The sequence below is a fragment of the Rhizobium tibeticum genome, from assembly GCF_900110205.1.
Classification (GTDB): Bacteria; Pseudomonadota; Alphaproteobacteria; order Rhizobiales; family Rhizobiaceae; genus Rhizobium; species Rhizobium tibeticum.
Genome location: NZ_FOCV01000036.1, coordinates 32,524 through 48,305, shown reverse-complemented (window position 1 = coordinate 48,305; position 15,782 = coordinate 32,524). Strand labels below are relative to the sequence as shown.

Here is a 15,782-nt window from a genome sequence, read left to right as displayed (position 1 = left end):
ATGGCTTTCCTCGAAATTTCAGGTCTCAAGAAGCGCTTCGGTGCATTGGAAATCCTCAAGGGCATCGACCTTGAGCTGGAGAAGGGCGGCTTCCTCGTGCTGGTCGGCCCCTCCGGTTGCGGCAAGTCGACATTGCTGAACACGATTGCCGGCCTTGAGTCGATCACCGCGGGCGATATTCGCGTCGATGGTCGGAGCATCGCCGACCTGCATCCGTCGAAGCGTGATATCGCGATGGTGTTCCAAAGCTATGCGCTTTATCCGAACATGACAGTCGCCGGAAATATATCCTTTGGCATGGAGATGCGCGGCGTGCCGCTTGAGGAGCGCAACAAGGCGATCGACAAGGTCGCCAAGGTGCTGCAGATCGGTCATCTGCTCGATCGCAAGCCGAGTCAGCTGTCGGGTGGTCAGCGGCAGCGTGTTGCCATGGGCCGTGCACTTGTGCGCGATCCCAAACTGTTCCTGTTCGACGAGCCGCTCTCAAACCTCGACGCCAAGCTGCGCGTCGACATGCGCATCGAGATCAAGCGGCTTCATCAAGCAACCGGCACGACGATCGTCTACGTGACCCACGACCAGATCGAGGCGATGACGCTCGCCACCAAGATCGCCGTCATGCGGGACGGAGAGGTTCAGCAGTTCGGAACGCCTGCGGAAATCTACAACAACCCCGCCAACATGTTCGTCGCCGATTTCATGGGATCGCCAGCCATGAATCTTCTCTCGGGTACGATAGAGAAGGGCGCTGCGGGACTGACCGTATCGCTAGCGCGTCCGCATGGGGAGCCAATCCGACTTCCCGTGACATCGGGCAACGGCGCCCTTGAAGCGCATACAGGCCGAGAGATCGTCTTCGGCATCCGGCCGGAGGCGCTGACCGATCCTGACGGTGCAGACCGCAACGCCAAGGCCCTGGCAGAGAGCGATTGCCTGATCGAGGTCGTGGAGCCTGCGGGATCGGATACATTCGCCGTGACGAAGCTCGGCGGGAAGGAAGTCGTGGCACGTCTGCGCGCAGACGCCCGGATTCAGCCGGGACAGAGCGCTCGCCTGGCATTCAATCTCGACAAGGCGGTGTTCTTCGATCCGCAAAGCCAGATGCGCATCGCTTAGTCTAGCACTGGATTTTCGAAATGAGCAGCACTCCTGATATCGTCATCATAGGGTCGGGCGTGGGCGGTTCCACCGTTGCCGCCGGACTGGCGGCGACCGGCGCCGAGATCCTCATCCTCGAGGCTGGCGACTTCATTGCCGATCGCCCCGAAAACCGTGACCAACGGGCCATTTTCCAACGCGGGCATTTTCGGCCGAAGGAAACCTGGTATGAGGCAGACGGGACCGGCTTTAACCCGGGCAACTACTACAATGTCGGCGGCAACTCGAAATTTTATGGCGCGGTGCTGTCGCGCTATCGCAGGGAGGATTTCGAGGAGATCCGCCACGCGGAAGGGATCTCGCCCGCATGGCCGTTTCCCTATGAGGCCCTAGAACCCTGGTACGACCGGGCGGAACAGATGTATCAGGTCCGGGGAAGCCTGAACGAAGACCCCACTGAACCAACCCACTCCGGCAACTACGAATACCCCGCTGTTCCCGACGAGCCGCCGATCGCCGATGTCAGAGCTCGGCTGAAAGCGAAAGGTCTGCACCCGTTCTCGCTGCCATTGGGCGTGAACGTTGAGGCATGGCTTTCGAAGGCCAAGACGCCTTGGGACGCGCACCCGAATTCTCGCGATGGGAAGATGGATGCGGAAACTGCTGCTCTCCTTAAGGCCTTGGAATATCCGAATGTCCGTCTCGAAACGAACGCCAAGGCCACGAAGCTGGAGGCCGGCCTGGGCGGCACGATCGAGCGTGTCTTCTACCGCAAGAATGGTGAGGACATTGTTGTCACTCCAAAGCTTGTCATTCTGTCGGCAGGTGCCGTTCAATCCGCTGTTCTGTTGCTGCGTTCGGGGGACACGCGCCATCCAACTGGACTGGCGAATTCTTCCGATCAGGTCGGGCGCAATTTCATGAACCACAACTCTTCGGCGGTGATTGCAGTATCGCCAACCTATCGAAACACCTCGATCTATCAAAAGACGTTCGGCTTCAACGATTTCTATCTGTCCGATGGAAACGGCGGTCCGCCACTCGGGAATGTTCAGTTGCTGGGTCGGATCTCGGCGAAGGTGCTGAAGGGATCGCTGCCCTGGGCGCCGGAATGGCTGCTGCAGAACCTCACCGCTCACGCGATCGACTTCTATGCCATGAGCGAGGACGTGCCCAACCCCGAAAGCCGCGTGAGGGTGGATGGGGACCGCATCGTTCTTCAGTGGCAGCGGACGAATTGGAATGCGCATCTCGCACTGGTGGCGAAGCTGAAAACAATCCTCAAGTCGATCGGATTCCCGATCGTCCTCGCTAGGCCCTTCGACAAGCGCACGCCATCTCACCAATGCGGCACCGTTCGCATCGGAAACGATCCGGCAAGTGCTCCTCTCGACCCATACTGCCGCTCCTACGACCACGCGAACCTTTTCGTGGTGGATGCCAGCTTCCTGCCGACCTCGGCGGCGGTGAATCCAGCTCTGACGGTCGCCAGTCAGGCGCTGCGGGTCGCCGACCACATCGCATTGAAGGACCTGCACGTATGACAGACCACGTTGAAAGGCCAGTCGGCATAGTGACCGGCGGACGTCGCGGCATCGGTCTCGGCATCGCGACCGCGCTGGCGAAAGCCGGTTACGACATCGCGATCACTGGCGTGGGTGCTCAGGAAGGTAGCCAGGACGCCGTTGACGAACTTCGGTCCTTTGGGGTGGATGCAGTCTATCTGCAGGCTGATGTTTCCGATGTTTCGAGGCATGACGAGACCGTGCGCGCCGTTCTCTCGAACTTCGGTCGCATTGATTGCCTCGTCAACAATGCCGGCATGGCGGCGGTGGTCCGGGGAGATTTCCTGGGGCTGCTTCCCGACAATTTCGACACCGTCATGGCGACGAACCTCAAGGGCACGGTGTTCTTCACGCAGGCCGTCGTGAAGGCCATGCTTGTCACCGGCGCGGCTCTCCATCCAAGATCGATCATCAACATCACATCGGTCTCCGCCGAGGCAAGTTCGCCGGAGCGACTGGATTACTGCATCAGCAAGGCCGGTCTTGCCGCCTTTTCGCAGGGGCTTGCGCTGCGGCTGGCGGATTCCGGAATCGCGGTTTTTGAAGTGCGGCCCGGCATTATCCGAACCGACATGACCGTAGGCGTGACATCAAAATATGACGCCCTCATCGAAAACGGCTTGGTGCCGATGAGACGATGGGGCGAAGCGGAAGACCTTGGGAAAATCTGCGCAGCGCTTGCTTCCGGTGATTTCGGTTTTGCCACCGGAACGGTGATCGACGCCGATGGCGGCCTGTCCATTCCTCGCTTGTAACAGGATAGAAAAATGCGTTTTGACTATATCATCACCGGAGCGGGCCCAGCGGGATGCGTGTTGGCCAACCGGCTGAGCGAAGATCCCGACATCAATGTGCTGCTGCTGGAGGCTGGTGGGGGCGACTGGAACCCACTCTTCCACATGCCGGCGGGTTTCGCGAAGATGACAAAGGGTGTTGCGAGTTGGGGCTGGGAAACAGTCCCGCAGAAGCACATGAAGGGCAGGGTGCTGCGCTATACGCAAGCCAAGGTGATCGGCGGCGGCTCGTCGATCAACGCCCAGCTTTATACCCGTGGAAACGCGGCAGACTATAACCTCTGGGCAAGTGAGGACGGATGCGAAGGCTGGGACTATCGCTCCATATTGCCGTACTTCAAGCGCGCAGAGGACAATCAGCGCTTTGCCGACGACTATCACTCCTACGGCGGCCCCTTGGGCGTATCGATGCCCGTGTCGCCCTTGCCGATCTGCGATGCCTATATCCGGGCGGGCCAGGAACTTGGCATTCCCTACAATCATGACTTCAATGGCCGACAACAGGCGGGTGTCGGTTTCTATCAGCTGACGCAGCGCGACCGCCGCCGGTCGTCGGCGTCTCTGGCATATCTCTCTCCGATCAAGGCGCGGAAGAACCTAGAGGTCCGCACGGGCGCGCGGGTCGCTCGCATTGTCCTGGAGGGCAACCGCGCCGTCGGCGTCGAGATCGCAACCGGACGTGGCGCCGAGATCGTTCACGCCGAACGCGAGGTGCTTGTTTCGTCCGGCGCGATCGGATCCCCCAAGCTTCTCCTTCAGTCAGGGATCGGTCCAGCCGACCATCTCCGATCGGTAGGGGTCAAGGTGCGCCACGATCTCCCCGGCGTCGGAGGGAACCTTCAGGATCATCTCGATCTCTTCGTCATCTCCGAATGCACCGGCGACCACACCTACGACGGCGTCGCGAAGCTCCACAGGACGATCTGGGCAGGCGTTCAGTATGTCCTGTTCAAAACAGGACCGGTTGCCTCCTCTCTCTTTGAGACCGGCGGTTTCTGGTATGCCGACCCGGAGGCGCGGTCGCCGGATATTCAGTTCCATCTCGGCCTGGGATCGGGGATCGAGGCGGGGGTCGAGCGTCTGAAGAACGCTGGCGTGACCCTGAACTCGGCCTACCTGCATCCACGCTCACGAGGAACGGTACGACTTTCCTCGGCTGACCCGAGTGCCGCGCCTCTGATCGATCCGAACTATTGGTCCGACCCGCATGACAAGGTCATGTCACTCGAAGGATTGAAGATCGCACGCGAGATCATGCAGCAGGCAGCGCTCAAGCCCTACGTTTTGGCCGAGCGTTTGCCGGGCCCGAAGGCAATGACCGACGAGCAGCTCTTCCACTACGGCTGCGCGAATGCCAAGACCGACCACCATCCTGTCGGCACGTGCAAGATGGGGACGGGGCCGGAAGCTGTTGTCGGTCTCGATCTCAAGGTCCATGGTCTCGAGGGACTTCGCGTGTGCGATTCGTCGGTCATGCCGCGAGTTCCATCCTGCAATACCAACGCACCGACCATTATGGTTGGCGAACGAGGCTCCGACCTTATCCGGGGACTGCCGCCGTTGCCCGCAGCAATCTTTGCTCACGAGCGCAACGAAACGCGACCGAGGGCGAGGGCAATCGTCAGCTAGACCGAATGTCAGGACTGCGAACTTTTAGAATGGAGTAGGGTTTGATTTCTGATCCACGAGCTTTCCTGCAAACCCTATTTCACGAGGCAGTCAGGGCGGCGGACCCGTACGAGGCGTTGGTCCGCCATCTGCCGGATCCGCCGAAGGGAAGGACAATCGTTGTCGGGGCCGGCAAAGCAGCGAGCCAAATGGCTGCCGCGTTCGAACGCGCGTGGTCTCATCCCTTCGAAGGCCTCGTTGTTGCCAGGCATGGGCCGATCGCCGAGTGCCGATCGACCAAAGTTCTCCAGGCGGCCCATCCCGTCCCTGACAGAGCGGGTCTCGTCGCAGCGGAGGCGCTGATGAACCATCTGCATGGGTTGACGCCCGACGATCTGGTCATCGCGCTGATATCCGGTGGCGGGTCGGCGCTCTTGCCTGCGCCCCCGACCGGCTTTACCCTCGCTGACGAGAGCGCCCTGAACGAGGCATTGCTGGCGTCAGGCGCTCCGATTTCCGGAATGAATGTTGTGAGGAAGCATTTCTCTCGCATCAAAGGAGGACGACTTGCTGCCCTTGCCCACCCGGCAAGGGTTGTCAGCCTGGTCGTGTCGGATGTTCCGGGGGACAATCCGGCCTTCGTCGCCTCCGGGCCAACGGTTCCCGACCGCAGCGATGCGGAGGAAGCGCTGCGGGTGATCCGGGACTACCGGATAGATCTTCCGGCGCGCATGATCGACTGTATCCGCAATGCCAGAGCACCAACCGCCGGCGACAGCGTGTTTGCGAACAACGAAGTTCATGTGATTGCCTCCGCGCGGGTGTCCCTGGAGGCAGCTGCCGATCTGGCGAGATCTCTTGGCGTGCAACCCCTCATTCTTTCGGATTCGATCGAAGGGGAGGCGAAGGATATCGGCCGGATGCATGCGGCGCTCGCTCGTGAGTTCGAAGCAAGCCCACCGGCTCCAAAGCCTCTCGTGCTGCTTTCCGGCGGAGAGACCACAGTCAGTATCGGAGCTGGAACGTACGGCAAGGGGGGCCGAAACTCCGAGTTTCTTCTCTCGGCAGCGATCGATCTTCAAGGTGTCGACGGCGTCGTGGCACTGGCTGCGGACACCGACGGAATCGACGGCTCGGAAGACAATGCGGGCGCGTTCTGTGACGGCGGGACGGTGGCGCGCATCAGGAGCGCAGGCGGCGATGCGCGCACGTTCCTCGCAGGCCACGACGCGTGGTCGGCCTTCAACCTCACGGGCGATCTCTTCGTGCCGGGGCCTACTGGTACGAATGTCAATGACTTCCGCGCTTTTTTTGTAGTGTGACGACGAGAGTCTCTCAGCTTTCGCGTGCATCCACCCGAATTGTTCCCAGCAGTCGCCGGAGCGTCAGGTTCAGCGCGCCATAAGACGCCGGATGGCATTGCCACCGGCGCGTACGTCTTTGTTCTGATTTTGGAAGCCCGCCCCAGGCCCCTCGGGGCGGGCTCTATCGATCCGGACCCCTTCCGGACCGCGGCTGATGGTGAGCCGCTGGAGATACAAATGGCCGTTGTCGCGCGTTGAGACAACCGAAAGCTGTTTTGTTGGTTATTTGGTAAGGTTACCGGCCGGCGCGCCGTGCGTCTGGACATCGGACGGGATTGTCTTCAACACTGGTATCGGCAGCGTTCTCTTGAACGAGAGTGCGCGATGGCGGAACAAAGGGGACTGGGTCATGGTGGACCGGCTGAAGGGGAAAGTTGCAATCGTTTCAGGTGGCGCGACGGGCATGGGCGGGGCAGCCTCGCGTCTCTTTGCCGCCGAGGGCGCCAAGGTAGCGATCATTGACCGAAATGAAGCGGCGGCTCGCCAAACGGCGCAGGAGATCCGTGCTGCCGGTCATGTGGCCGAGTACTGGGTCGCCGATGTGTCCGAAGAGACGGCTGTCATCCAGGCCGTCAAGGGTGTGGAAGGCAAGTTCGGTGCCGTCACCGTGCTCTTCAACCACGCCGGGACCATCGTGATAAAGCCGTTCCTGGAAACGACACTCGACGAGTGGGAATGGCTGCATGCGGTCAACGTGCGATCCATGTTCTTGATGACCCGGGCCGTGCTGCCGGGGATGATCGCCGCAGGCGGCGGTTCCATCGTCTGCACGTCGTCGATCTCCGCTGTCGCGGCAACGCCGATGGAGGTGCTGTACGACACGACGAAGGGCGCAGTGCATATGTTTGCGCGGGCGATCGGGGTCGAGTTCAGAGATCGCAACATTCGCTGCAATGCTGTCTGCCCCGGTTTCATCCGCACACCGCATGGGTTGCGCGAGGTCAGCGAATTGCAGGCGCTTGGTGTGGATGTCTCAGATGCCGCCATCGCCGCTCAACAGGGCCGTATCGGCGAGCCCGACGACGTGGCGCGTGCCGCGCTCTACCTTGCCAGCGACGAATCGATGTTCGTCAATGGCGCGCATCTCTTCGTCGACAACGGCTTCACCGCTATCTAGGTGCCGGTCAGCTCATCGAGGGTAAAATCGAAAGGGCCGAGATTGTGATCTCGGCCCTTGTCGTTTCGTATCCTGCGAGTAGTCGCCTACCTGCCCGCTTTCGCGTGGCGGCGGCCCTTGCCGATATCGGGCAGGAAGACGGTCAGCAGGCCAAGCAGCGGCAGATATGAGCAGATGCGATAGACAAACTCGATGCCCATGTGGTCTGCCACCATGCCGAGGCCGGCAGCGCCGATGCCGCCAATGCCGAAGGCAAAGCCGAAGAAGAGGCCGGCGATCATGCCGACGCGACCCGGAACCAGCTCCTGCGCGAAGACGACAATGGCCGAGAAGGCGGAGGCGAGGATCACGCCGATCAGGAACGTCAGGAAGACCGTCCAGTTGTAATCGGCGTAAGGCAGGGCAAGCGTGAAGGGCAGGGCGCCGAGGATCGAGAACCAGATCACGAACTTGGTGCCGAACCAGTCGACGACAGGGCCGCCGGCGACGGTGCCGATGGCGACGGCGCCGAGGAATACGAACAGCAATATCTGTGCGTGCTGCACAGATACCCCGAAGCGCTCGATCATATAGAAGGTGTAGTAGCTCGACAGGCTTGTCATGTAGACGTACTTCGAGAACACCAGAAGTGCCAGCACACCGATCGCTGCGATGACTTTCTTGCGCGGGAGGTCTAGGGCGGGCACGGCTACCTTGCGGCCGGCGTTGCTTTTGCGGTGGTCGGCATACCAGGCGCCGACGCGCCACAGGATGATCATCCCAGTCAGCGCCGAAAGCGAGAACCATGCGACGCTATGCTGGCCGCGCGGCAGCACGATGAATGCCGCCAGCAGCGGACCGATCGCCGAGCCGAAATTACCGCCAACCTGGAACAGCGACTGGGCAAGGCCGTGGCGACCGCCTGATGCCAGCCGGGCAACGCGTGAGGATTCCGGATGGAACACGGCCGAGCCGAGCCCGACGACGCCGGCGCCGACGAGCAATACCCAATAGGCATGTGCATAGGCCAGGAGCACCAGGCCGATCAAGGTGAAGCCCATGCCGACTGCCAGCGAGTATGGTAACGGGCGTTTGTCTGTGTAGATGCCGATCAGCGGCTGTAGAAGCGATGCCGTGACCTGGAAAACGAGGCCAAGGAAGCCAATCTGCGTAAAATCGAGGCCGTAGCCTTCCTTGATCATCGGATATAGAGCGGGAATCAGCGACTGCATGGTGTCGTTGAGCAGGTGGCAGAAGCTCACCGCCATGATGATGCCGAAAACCGTCTGTTCCGCAGAGTGCCTCTCTGCCGTCATTGCGCTGTTTGTCACGATTCCACTCCGTCATTTGACGATCCGGAGATAGCCGACTTGCCGTTGTCCCGCTTTCGTGTTTTGGTCTTGTTGTTTCGCGAGTGGGCCAAAGATGACAAAATCCGGACAGCGGTTGGCGATGAGCGAGCTGGCCAAGCTTCATGTGGAGCGTCTTGCTGCCATCGAGGCTGCCTCCGAGCCGGTCTACGCCATCCCCTCGGACTATCCGGCCGGCTATCACGTGAAGCCGCACAGCCATAGCCGCGCGCAGTTCGTCTATGCCCGAGCTGGCGTCGTCATGGTGTCGTCCGTGCAGGGGCGTTGGATGGTGCCGCCGCAGCATGCGCTGTGGATACCCGCGGGTCTTGTGCATATGGTCGACATGCTGGGCGATGTCACCATGCTGTCTGCTTATGTCGCGCCCAACGCCTTGGCCGATCCGCCGACGGCGATTCGTGTTGTGGCACTGACCGATCTTGCCCGCGCGCTGATCATAGAGGCGGTCGCGTCACCGTCGGGAGCCACGAGCGGGCGGCATGATCTCGTCATGGCCCTGCTGCTGGAAGAGGTCTTGCGGCTTCCTGACCGGCCGCTGGGATTGCCGTTTCCGTCGGATGTACGCCTGGCGGCCCTTTGCCGCGGCTTCATAGAAAATCCGAGTGCCCGGCTGCTTATCGACGACTGGGCAGAGCGGCTTGCCATGAGCCGTCGCGCCTTCACCCGGCTCTTTCGCAAGGAAACGGGAATCAGTCTCTCGACCTGGCGCCAGCAGGCGGCCGTATTCACAGCCTTGCCCCGCCTCGCGGCCGGGGAGGCCGTCACGGCCGTCGCCATCGACCTCGGCTACGACAGCGTCGCTGCCTTCACCACGATGTTCAGACGGATGCTGGGCGCCGCTCCGCGAGCATATTTCAAAGCGCCGCCCGAACAATATTGAGCCTCGGAGGGACAGATCGCGGTGTCGCAAGGCCCCTGCGGTATCCGTGGTGACTCCCGTTGTGACGTTAACGTTCACGGCAAATCTGTCGCTTTCAAAAATTCGAAAAACATTCGTTTGACATTCGAATAATCTTCGCTTTAACTGCATTCACTTTCGCAAATGCGCAAGCATGTTGCGTTGCAGTATATTCTGGCTCGGAGGGGGAATGTGAGCCGTCAGATTCACGATCTTTTCATCATCGGCGGTGGCATCAACGGCTGCGGGATCGCGCGTGATGCGATTGGGCGCGGCTATACGGTCGCGCTTGCAGAGATGAACGATTTCGCGTCCGGCACGTCCTCCGGGGCGACCAAGCTCATCCATGGGGGCTTGCGATATCTCGAGCATTACGAGTTTCGTCTGGTGCGCGAGTCGCTGATGGAGCGCGAAGTGCTCTGGGCGATGGCGCCGCACATTATCTGGCCGATGCGCTTCGTGCTGCCCTATCACAAGGGCGGCATTCGACCGGCATGGCTGATCCGCCTCGGGCTGTTTCTTTACGACCATCTCGGCGGCCGCAAGCTGTTGCCGCCGACCGCCGTTCTCGATATGCGTCGGGACCCGGCTGCTAAGCCGTTGAAGGCGCTCTTCACGAAGGCATTCGAGTATTCGGACGGCTGGGTCGACGATGCACGCCTGGTTGTGTTGAACGCGAGGGACGCCGCCGACCGCGGCGCGCTGATCATGCCGAGAACGAAGGTCGTGTCGGCGCGGCGCGAGAACGGACTATGGTCGATCGAGACGATCGACACCGTTAGCGGGCAGGCGAACAGTTTTCAGGCGCGGATGCTGGTGAATGCAGCCGGTCCCTGGGTCGATCACGTCATTCGCGCGGCCTTCGGGCAGAACGAGGCTCACCATGTGCGGCTCGTCCAGGGCAGCCATATCGTGGTGAAGAAGAAGTTCAACGATCCGCGTGCCTATTTCTTCCAGAACCCAGACAATCGCATCATCTTCGCGATCCCCTACGAGCAGGACTTCACACTGATCGGTACCACCGACCGCGATTACTCGGCCGATCCAAAGGATGTGAAGATTTCCGAAGAAGAAACGCTGTATCTCTGCAACGCGGCGAGCGAGTATTTCAAGGAGCCGGTGCGACCGGAAGACATCGTCTGGACCTATTCGGCCGTGCGGCCGCTGTTTGATGACGGCGCTTCCAAGGCCCAGGAGGCAACCCGCGACTACGTGCTGAAGATCGAAGGCGAGGGTGAAAGCGCGCCGCTGCTCAACGTCTTCGGCGGCAAACTCACGACCTATCGGCGGCTTTCCGAGCATGCGCTGGAAAAAATCGCTGCAGCGATCGGTGCCAAAGGCGCGCCCTGGACAGCGAAAAGCCATCTGCCGGGCGGCGATTTCGCAGCAACCGGCTATGAGGCTGAAATCGCCAAGCTGAGGGGCCGCTATCCGTTCCTGGCCGACCGGCACGCGCGCCGACTGGTGCGCCGCTACGGCACGAAGGCGTCGGTTCTTCTTGGACGGGCGACCAACACCGAGGACCTCGGACGCTGTTTCGGTGGCGATCTCTACGAAGCAGAGGTTCGCTATCTCATCGATCACGAATGGGCCAGACGCGCAGATGATGTGCTGTGGCGAAGAACGAAGGACGGCCTGCGTCTAACCAAGGAACAGGCTGCGCTATTGGAGGAGTACATGGCCGCGCGACCGGCACAGATGGCTGGTTGAAGCGGTAATGTCCCCGCTGTTGAGGAGGCACGGGAACCGGAATGCTTGAATTGCGGAACGCCGCAAAGATGGTAGGCGGGGAGTATCATATCCACGCGACCAATCTTGCGTTTGAAAAAGGCACGCTGAATGTGCTGCTGGGGCCGACGCTGTCCGGCAAGACGTCGCTGATGCGGCTGATGGCCGGGCTTGATCGTCCGACGAGTGGTTCGGTCCATTTCGACGGCGCGGACGTGACCGGCATGCCGGTGCAGAAGCGCAATGTCGCGATGGTCTACCAGCAGTTCATCAACTATCCGGCGCTGACGGTATACGAGAACATCGCCTCGCCGATGCGGATTGCCGGCAAGGATGCGGCGACGATCGACAGGGAAGTGCGCAAGGCCGCCGATCTGCTGCGCCTCACGCCCTATCTGGACCGGACGCCGCTCAATCTCTCCGGCGGCCAGCAGCAGCGCACGGCGCTTGCTCGCGCCCTCGTCAAAAATGCCAGCCTGGTGCTGATGGACGAGCCGCTCGCAAACCTTGACTACAAGTTGCGCGAGGAACTGCGGGCCGAGCTGCCGAAAATCTTTGCGCAATCCGGCGCGATCTTCGTTTATGCCACGACGGAGCCCTCCGAAGCGCTTCTGCTCGGCGGCAACACGGCGACCCTTTCGGAAGGCCGTGTGACCCAGTTCGGACCGACCATTTCAGTCTATCGAAACCCGTTCGATCTTGTCACGGCAAAGACCTTTGCCGATCCGCCGCTCAATTTCATTGATGTCGTAAAGGCTGGTGGAGTGTTCCAAAGGCAGGATGCGACGATGCTGCCGGTGCCTGCACATTTGGCCGGAATGGCCGATGGTGCGGTCACCATTGCCTTCCATCCGCACCACCTCGGTCTTTCGCCGCAAACCCCGGCCGCCGCAAGGCTGCAGGCTCGCACACAGATCTCGGAAATTACCGGCTCCGAGAGCTTCGTGCACCTGGATTTCGATGGCGTGCGCTGGGTCATGCTCGCCCACGGTATTCACAACATCGATCCCGACACAGAGGTCGACGTGTACCTCGACACGCGTCATGTCATGGCTTTTGGCACCGACGGTCGCGCAATCGCAACTGGCGCAAAGGCTTAAGGGAGAAGGACATGGCACGCATCACGCTCGACCACATCCGCCACGCCTACGGACCGAACCCGAAGTCGGACACGGACTACGCGCTTCGCGAAGTCGATCACGAATGGAGGGACGGCGGCGCCTACGCGCTTCTCGGACCATCCGGCTGCGGAAAGACAACGCTGCTCAACATCATTTCCGGCCTGCTGCAGCCATCGCATGGCCGCATCCTCTTCGACGGAAACGATGTGACGAACCTTTCGACACAGGCGCGCAACATCGCGCAGGTGTTCCAGTTCCCGGTCATATACGACACGATGACCGTCTACGACAATCTGGCCTTTCCGTTGCGCAATCGTGGCGTCGCCGAGCCGGAAGTCGACCGCCGCGTTCGTGACATTCTCGAGATGATCGACCTCGGGGGTATGGCCAAACGCAAGGCGCAGGGCCTGACCGCCGACCAGAAGCAGAAGATTTCGCTCGGTCGCGGCCTGGTGCGCAACGACGTCAACGCCATCCTGTTCGACGAGCCGTTGACCGTTATCGACCCGCACATGAAGTGGGTGCTGCGTTCGCAGCTGAAGCGGCTGCACAAACAGTTCGGTTTCACCATGGTCTACGTGACCCACGACCAGACGGAAGCGCTGACCTTCGCTGACAAGGTCGTCGTTATGTACGAGGGAGAAATCGTCCAGATCGGCACGCCGGCAGAGCTTTTCGAGCGGCCGAGCCACACGTTCGTCGGCTACTTCATCGGCTCACCGGGCATGAATGTCCTGCCGGTCCAGCTGCAGAGTAACGCGGTCCGTATCGGCAACGAGACATTGTCATTGGACTATGCGCCGCAAACGGCCGCTGGTGCAAAGACCGAGCTGGGCATCCGTCCGGAATTCATCAATCTCGGCCGCGAGGGGATGCCGGTCACCGTCAACAGGGTCGAGGACATTGGACGGCAAAAGGTCGTGCGGGCCACCTTTGCCGGTCAACCGATCGCCATCGTCGTGACGGAGGACTCCGAAATCCCGACCGATGCACGGGTGACCTTCGATCCGGCTGCAATCAACATTTATGCCAATTCCTGGCGCGTCGGCAGGGAGGGCTGAGCATGGAAAAGACCTGGAACAACAAAGCCTGGTTTCTGGTTCTACCAGTTCTGGTACTCGTTGCCTTCTCAGCTGTCATTCCGCTGATGACCGTTGTGAACTACTCGGTGCAGGACACGTTCGGAAACAACGAGTTCTTCTGGGCGGGTACGGACTGGTTTGTGCAGACGCTTCATTCCGACCGCTTCTGGGCGGCATTACAGCGCAATCTCGCCTTCTCGCTGATTATTCTGGCGTTGCAAATCCCGCTTGGCATCTTCATCGCGCTCAACATGCCGAAGAAGGGGCTCGGTGTGCCGGTCTGCCTCGTGCTGATGGCGCTGCCGCTGCTCATCCCATGGAACGTGGTTGGTACGATCTGGCAGGTTTTCGGTCGTGTCGACATCGGCCTGCTTGGACATACGCTGGAAGCACTGGGGTTTGACTACAACTATGTCCGTGACCCGATCGATGCGTGGATCACCATCATCGTTATGGACGTCTGGCATTGGACAAGCCTTGTCGTACTGCTCTGCTATGCCGGCCTCGTCTCGATCCCGGATGCCTATTATCAGGCGGCGAAGATCGACGGCGCGTCGCGCTGGTCCGTCTTCCGCTATATCCAGCTGCCGAAGATGAAGCGGGTGCTTCTAATCGCCGTGCTGTTGCGCTTCATGGACAGCTTCATGATCTATACCGAGCCTTTCGTCGTCACCGGCGGCGGTCCCGGCAACTCGACCACGTTCCTGTCGATCGACCTCGTGAAAATGGCCGTCGGCCAGTTCGACCTCGGTCCGGCAGCGGCAATGTCGATCATCTACTTCCTGATCATCCTGCTACTCTCATGGATCTTCTACACTGTGATGACCAGCGGCGACGAGAACGCGTGAGAAAGGAGAGGACCATGGCTCAGACAATGAAATACAAGCCTGCGGGCAACTTCTCCTGGGTCGTTTCGACGATCTACATCATCTTCCTGCTGCTGCCGATCTACTGGCTGATCAACATGAGCTTCAAGGAGAATGCCGAGATCACCGGCGCCTTCTCGCTCTGGCCGCAGAACCCGACCCTGCGCAACTACAGCGTCATCTTCACCGATCCGTCCTGGTACAACGGCTACATTAATTCGATCATCTACGTGGTTATGAACACGGTGATCTCGGTGCTGGCGGCGCTGCCTGCGGCCTACGCGTTCTCGCGCTACCGGTTTCTGGGCGACAAGCATCTGTTCTTCTGGCTGCTGACGAACAGAATGGCACCGCCGGCCGTGTTCGCGCTGCCGTTCTTCCAGCTCTACTCCGCATTTGGCCTCATCGACACGCACATAGCGGTGGCGCTCGCCCACTGCCTGTTCAACGTGCCGCTGGCGGTCTGGATCCTTGAAGGCTTTATGTCCGGCGTGCCGAAGGAGATCGACGAGACCGCCTATATCGACGGCTATTCCTTCCCGCGTTTCTTCGTGAAGATCTTCATGCCGCTGATCGCATCAGGCATCGGTGTCGCCGCTTTCTTTTGCTTCATGTTTTCGTGGGTGGAGCTGCTGCTCGCCCGCACGCTGACGACGACTGCTGCAAAGCCGATTTCCGCTATCATGACGCGCACCGTCTCCGCTGCAGGGATGGATTGGGGAGTGCTCGCAGCTGCCGGTGTGCTGACCATCATCCCGGGCGCGCTCGTCATCTACTTCGTACGCAACTACATCGCCAAGGGCTTCGCGCTCGGCCGCGTCTGACAAGGGAGGACCACTCATGAATTTTTCCTGGATGGCGTGGACGCTACCGACCGCATTGTTTTTCCTGACGATTTTCATGCTGCTGGTTGGCATGAGCGTCTGGGAGTATTTTGCGCCGGGCGGTTCGCCGCGTGTGGGAATCCTCAGGTTTGAAACCACGCGAGGAGACCGGCTCTTCGTATCGCTGCTTGGCGCAGCGTTCATTCAACTCGCATGGCTGGGTCTTGTTGGACCCAACCTGTGGTGGGCTCTTGCCATTTCCGTAGTCTACGCCATCGGCGTCTTCCGCTACGTGTGACGGCAGGGAAAGACAGATGGCCGGGGGCACTGGCCGCCTGAAACGTGAAGACTGCAATCGCAACCCTGGG

The 15,782-nt window shown here is 60.6% G+C and carries 14 protein-coding genes; 13 read left to right on the top strand and 1 reads right to left on the bottom strand.

The features are described from left to right. The 6 genes from BSG20_RS28320 to BSG20_RS28290 all read left to right on the top strand — a co-directional run bounded on the left by BSG20_RS28320 (nucleotide 1) and on the right by BSG20_RS28290 (nucleotide 7,546). Nucleotides 1-1,116 (top strand): ABC transporter ATP-binding protein, encoded by a 1,116-nt coding sequence (locus tag BSG20_RS28320; protein WP_072380724.1) that lies wholly within the window; start codon nucleotides 1-3, stop codon nucleotides 1,114-1,116. A 20-nt stretch (nucleotides 1,117-1,136) separates the two neighbouring features. Next, nucleotides 1,137-2,642, top strand: a complete 1,506-nt coding sequence (locus BSG20_RS28315) for an FAD-dependent oxidoreductase (protein ID WP_072380722.1) — start codon at nucleotides 1,137-1,139, stop codon at nucleotides 2,640-2,642. Continuing rightward, nucleotides 2,639-3,418, top strand: coding sequence for a 3-ketoacyl-ACP reductase (locus BSG20_RS28310; RefSeq protein WP_072380720.1), 780 nt, complete (start codon nucleotides 2,639-2,641; stop codon nucleotides 3,416-3,418). Before BSG20_RS28315 ends, BSG20_RS28310 begins: the two co-directional genes overlap by 4 nt. A gap of 12 nt (nucleotides 3,419-3,430) precedes the next feature. Continuing rightward, a complete protein-coding gene (locus tag BSG20_RS28305) occupies nucleotides 3,431-5,086 on the top strand; it encodes a GMC family oxidoreductase (RefSeq protein ID WP_072380718.1) in 1,656 nt (551 codons plus the stop codon). A 41-nt stretch (nucleotides 5,087-5,127) separates the two neighbouring features. After that, the gene (locus BSG20_RS28300; RefSeq protein ID WP_072380716.1) at nucleotides 5,128-6,387 is read left to right on the top strand and encodes a glycerate kinase type-2 family protein; all 1,260 of its coding nucleotides are present in this window, start codon (nucleotides 5,128-5,130) and stop codon (nucleotides 6,385-6,387) included. A gap of 391 nt (nucleotides 6,388-6,778) precedes the next feature. Then, nucleotides 6,779-7,546, top strand: a complete 768-nt coding sequence (locus BSG20_RS28290) for an SDR family NAD(P)-dependent oxidoreductase (protein ID WP_072380714.1) — start codon at nucleotides 6,779-6,781, stop codon at nucleotides 7,544-7,546. A gap of 86 nt (nucleotides 7,547-7,632) precedes the next feature. On the opposite strand, the gene BSG20_RS28285 is transcribed toward BSG20_RS28290, so the two are convergent. Next, nucleotides 7,633-8,841: an MFS transporter gene (locus BSG20_RS28285; RefSeq protein ID WP_072380712.1), complete on the bottom strand. Its 1,209-nt coding sequence runs from the start codon at nucleotides 8,839-8,841 to the stop codon at nucleotides 7,633-7,635. Nucleotides 8,842-8,950: 109 nt separating this feature from the next. Here BSG20_RS28285 and BSG20_RS28280 point away from each other — a divergent pair, with 109 nt between their 5' ends. The 7 genes from BSG20_RS28280 (at nucleotide 8,951) to BSG20_RS28250 (ending at nucleotide 15,712) form a co-directional block, all read left to right on the top strand. Next, on the top strand, nucleotides 8,951-9,775 hold the full coding sequence (locus tag BSG20_RS28280) for an AraC family transcriptional regulator (protein WP_072380710.1): 825 nt from the start codon (nucleotides 8,951-8,953) through the stop codon (nucleotides 9,773-9,775). 210 nt (nucleotides 9,776-9,985) lie between these two features. Beyond that, nucleotides 9,986-11,503, top strand: coding sequence for a glycerol-3-phosphate dehydrogenase (gene glpD / locus BSG20_RS28275; protein ID WP_072380708.1), 1,518 nt, complete (start codon nucleotides 9,986-9,988; stop codon nucleotides 11,501-11,503). Nucleotides 11,504-11,544: 41 nt separating this feature from the next. Then, nucleotides 11,545-12,621: an ABC transporter ATP-binding protein gene (locus BSG20_RS28270; RefSeq protein WP_072380706.1), complete on the top strand. Its 1,077-nt coding sequence runs from the start codon at nucleotides 11,545-11,547 to the stop codon at nucleotides 12,619-12,621. Between the two features lie 11 nt (nucleotides 12,622-12,632). Next, complete coding sequence (locus BSG20_RS28265) at nucleotides 12,633-13,703, top strand: ABC transporter ATP-binding protein (protein ID WP_072380704.1); 1,071 nt, start codon at nucleotides 12,633-12,635, stop codon at nucleotides 13,701-13,703. A 2-nt stretch (nucleotides 13,704-13,705) separates the two neighbouring features. Further along, entirely contained in the window at nucleotides 13,706-14,572 is an 867-nt protein-coding gene (locus tag BSG20_RS28260; RefSeq protein WP_029709946.1) for a carbohydrate ABC transporter permease, read from the top strand. 14 nt (nucleotides 14,573-14,586) lie between these two features. Next, nucleotides 14,587-15,414 (top strand): carbohydrate ABC transporter permease, encoded by an 828-nt coding sequence (locus BSG20_RS28255; protein ID WP_007788435.1) that lies wholly within the window; start codon nucleotides 14,587-14,589, stop codon nucleotides 15,412-15,414. A 16-nt stretch (nucleotides 15,415-15,430) separates the two neighbouring features. Then, a complete protein-coding gene (locus tag BSG20_RS28250) occupies nucleotides 15,431-15,712 on the top strand; it encodes a DUF2160 domain-containing protein (RefSeq protein WP_072380702.1) in 282 nt (93 codons plus the stop codon). The last annotated feature ends 70 nt before the right edge of the window (nucleotides 15,713-15,782 follow it).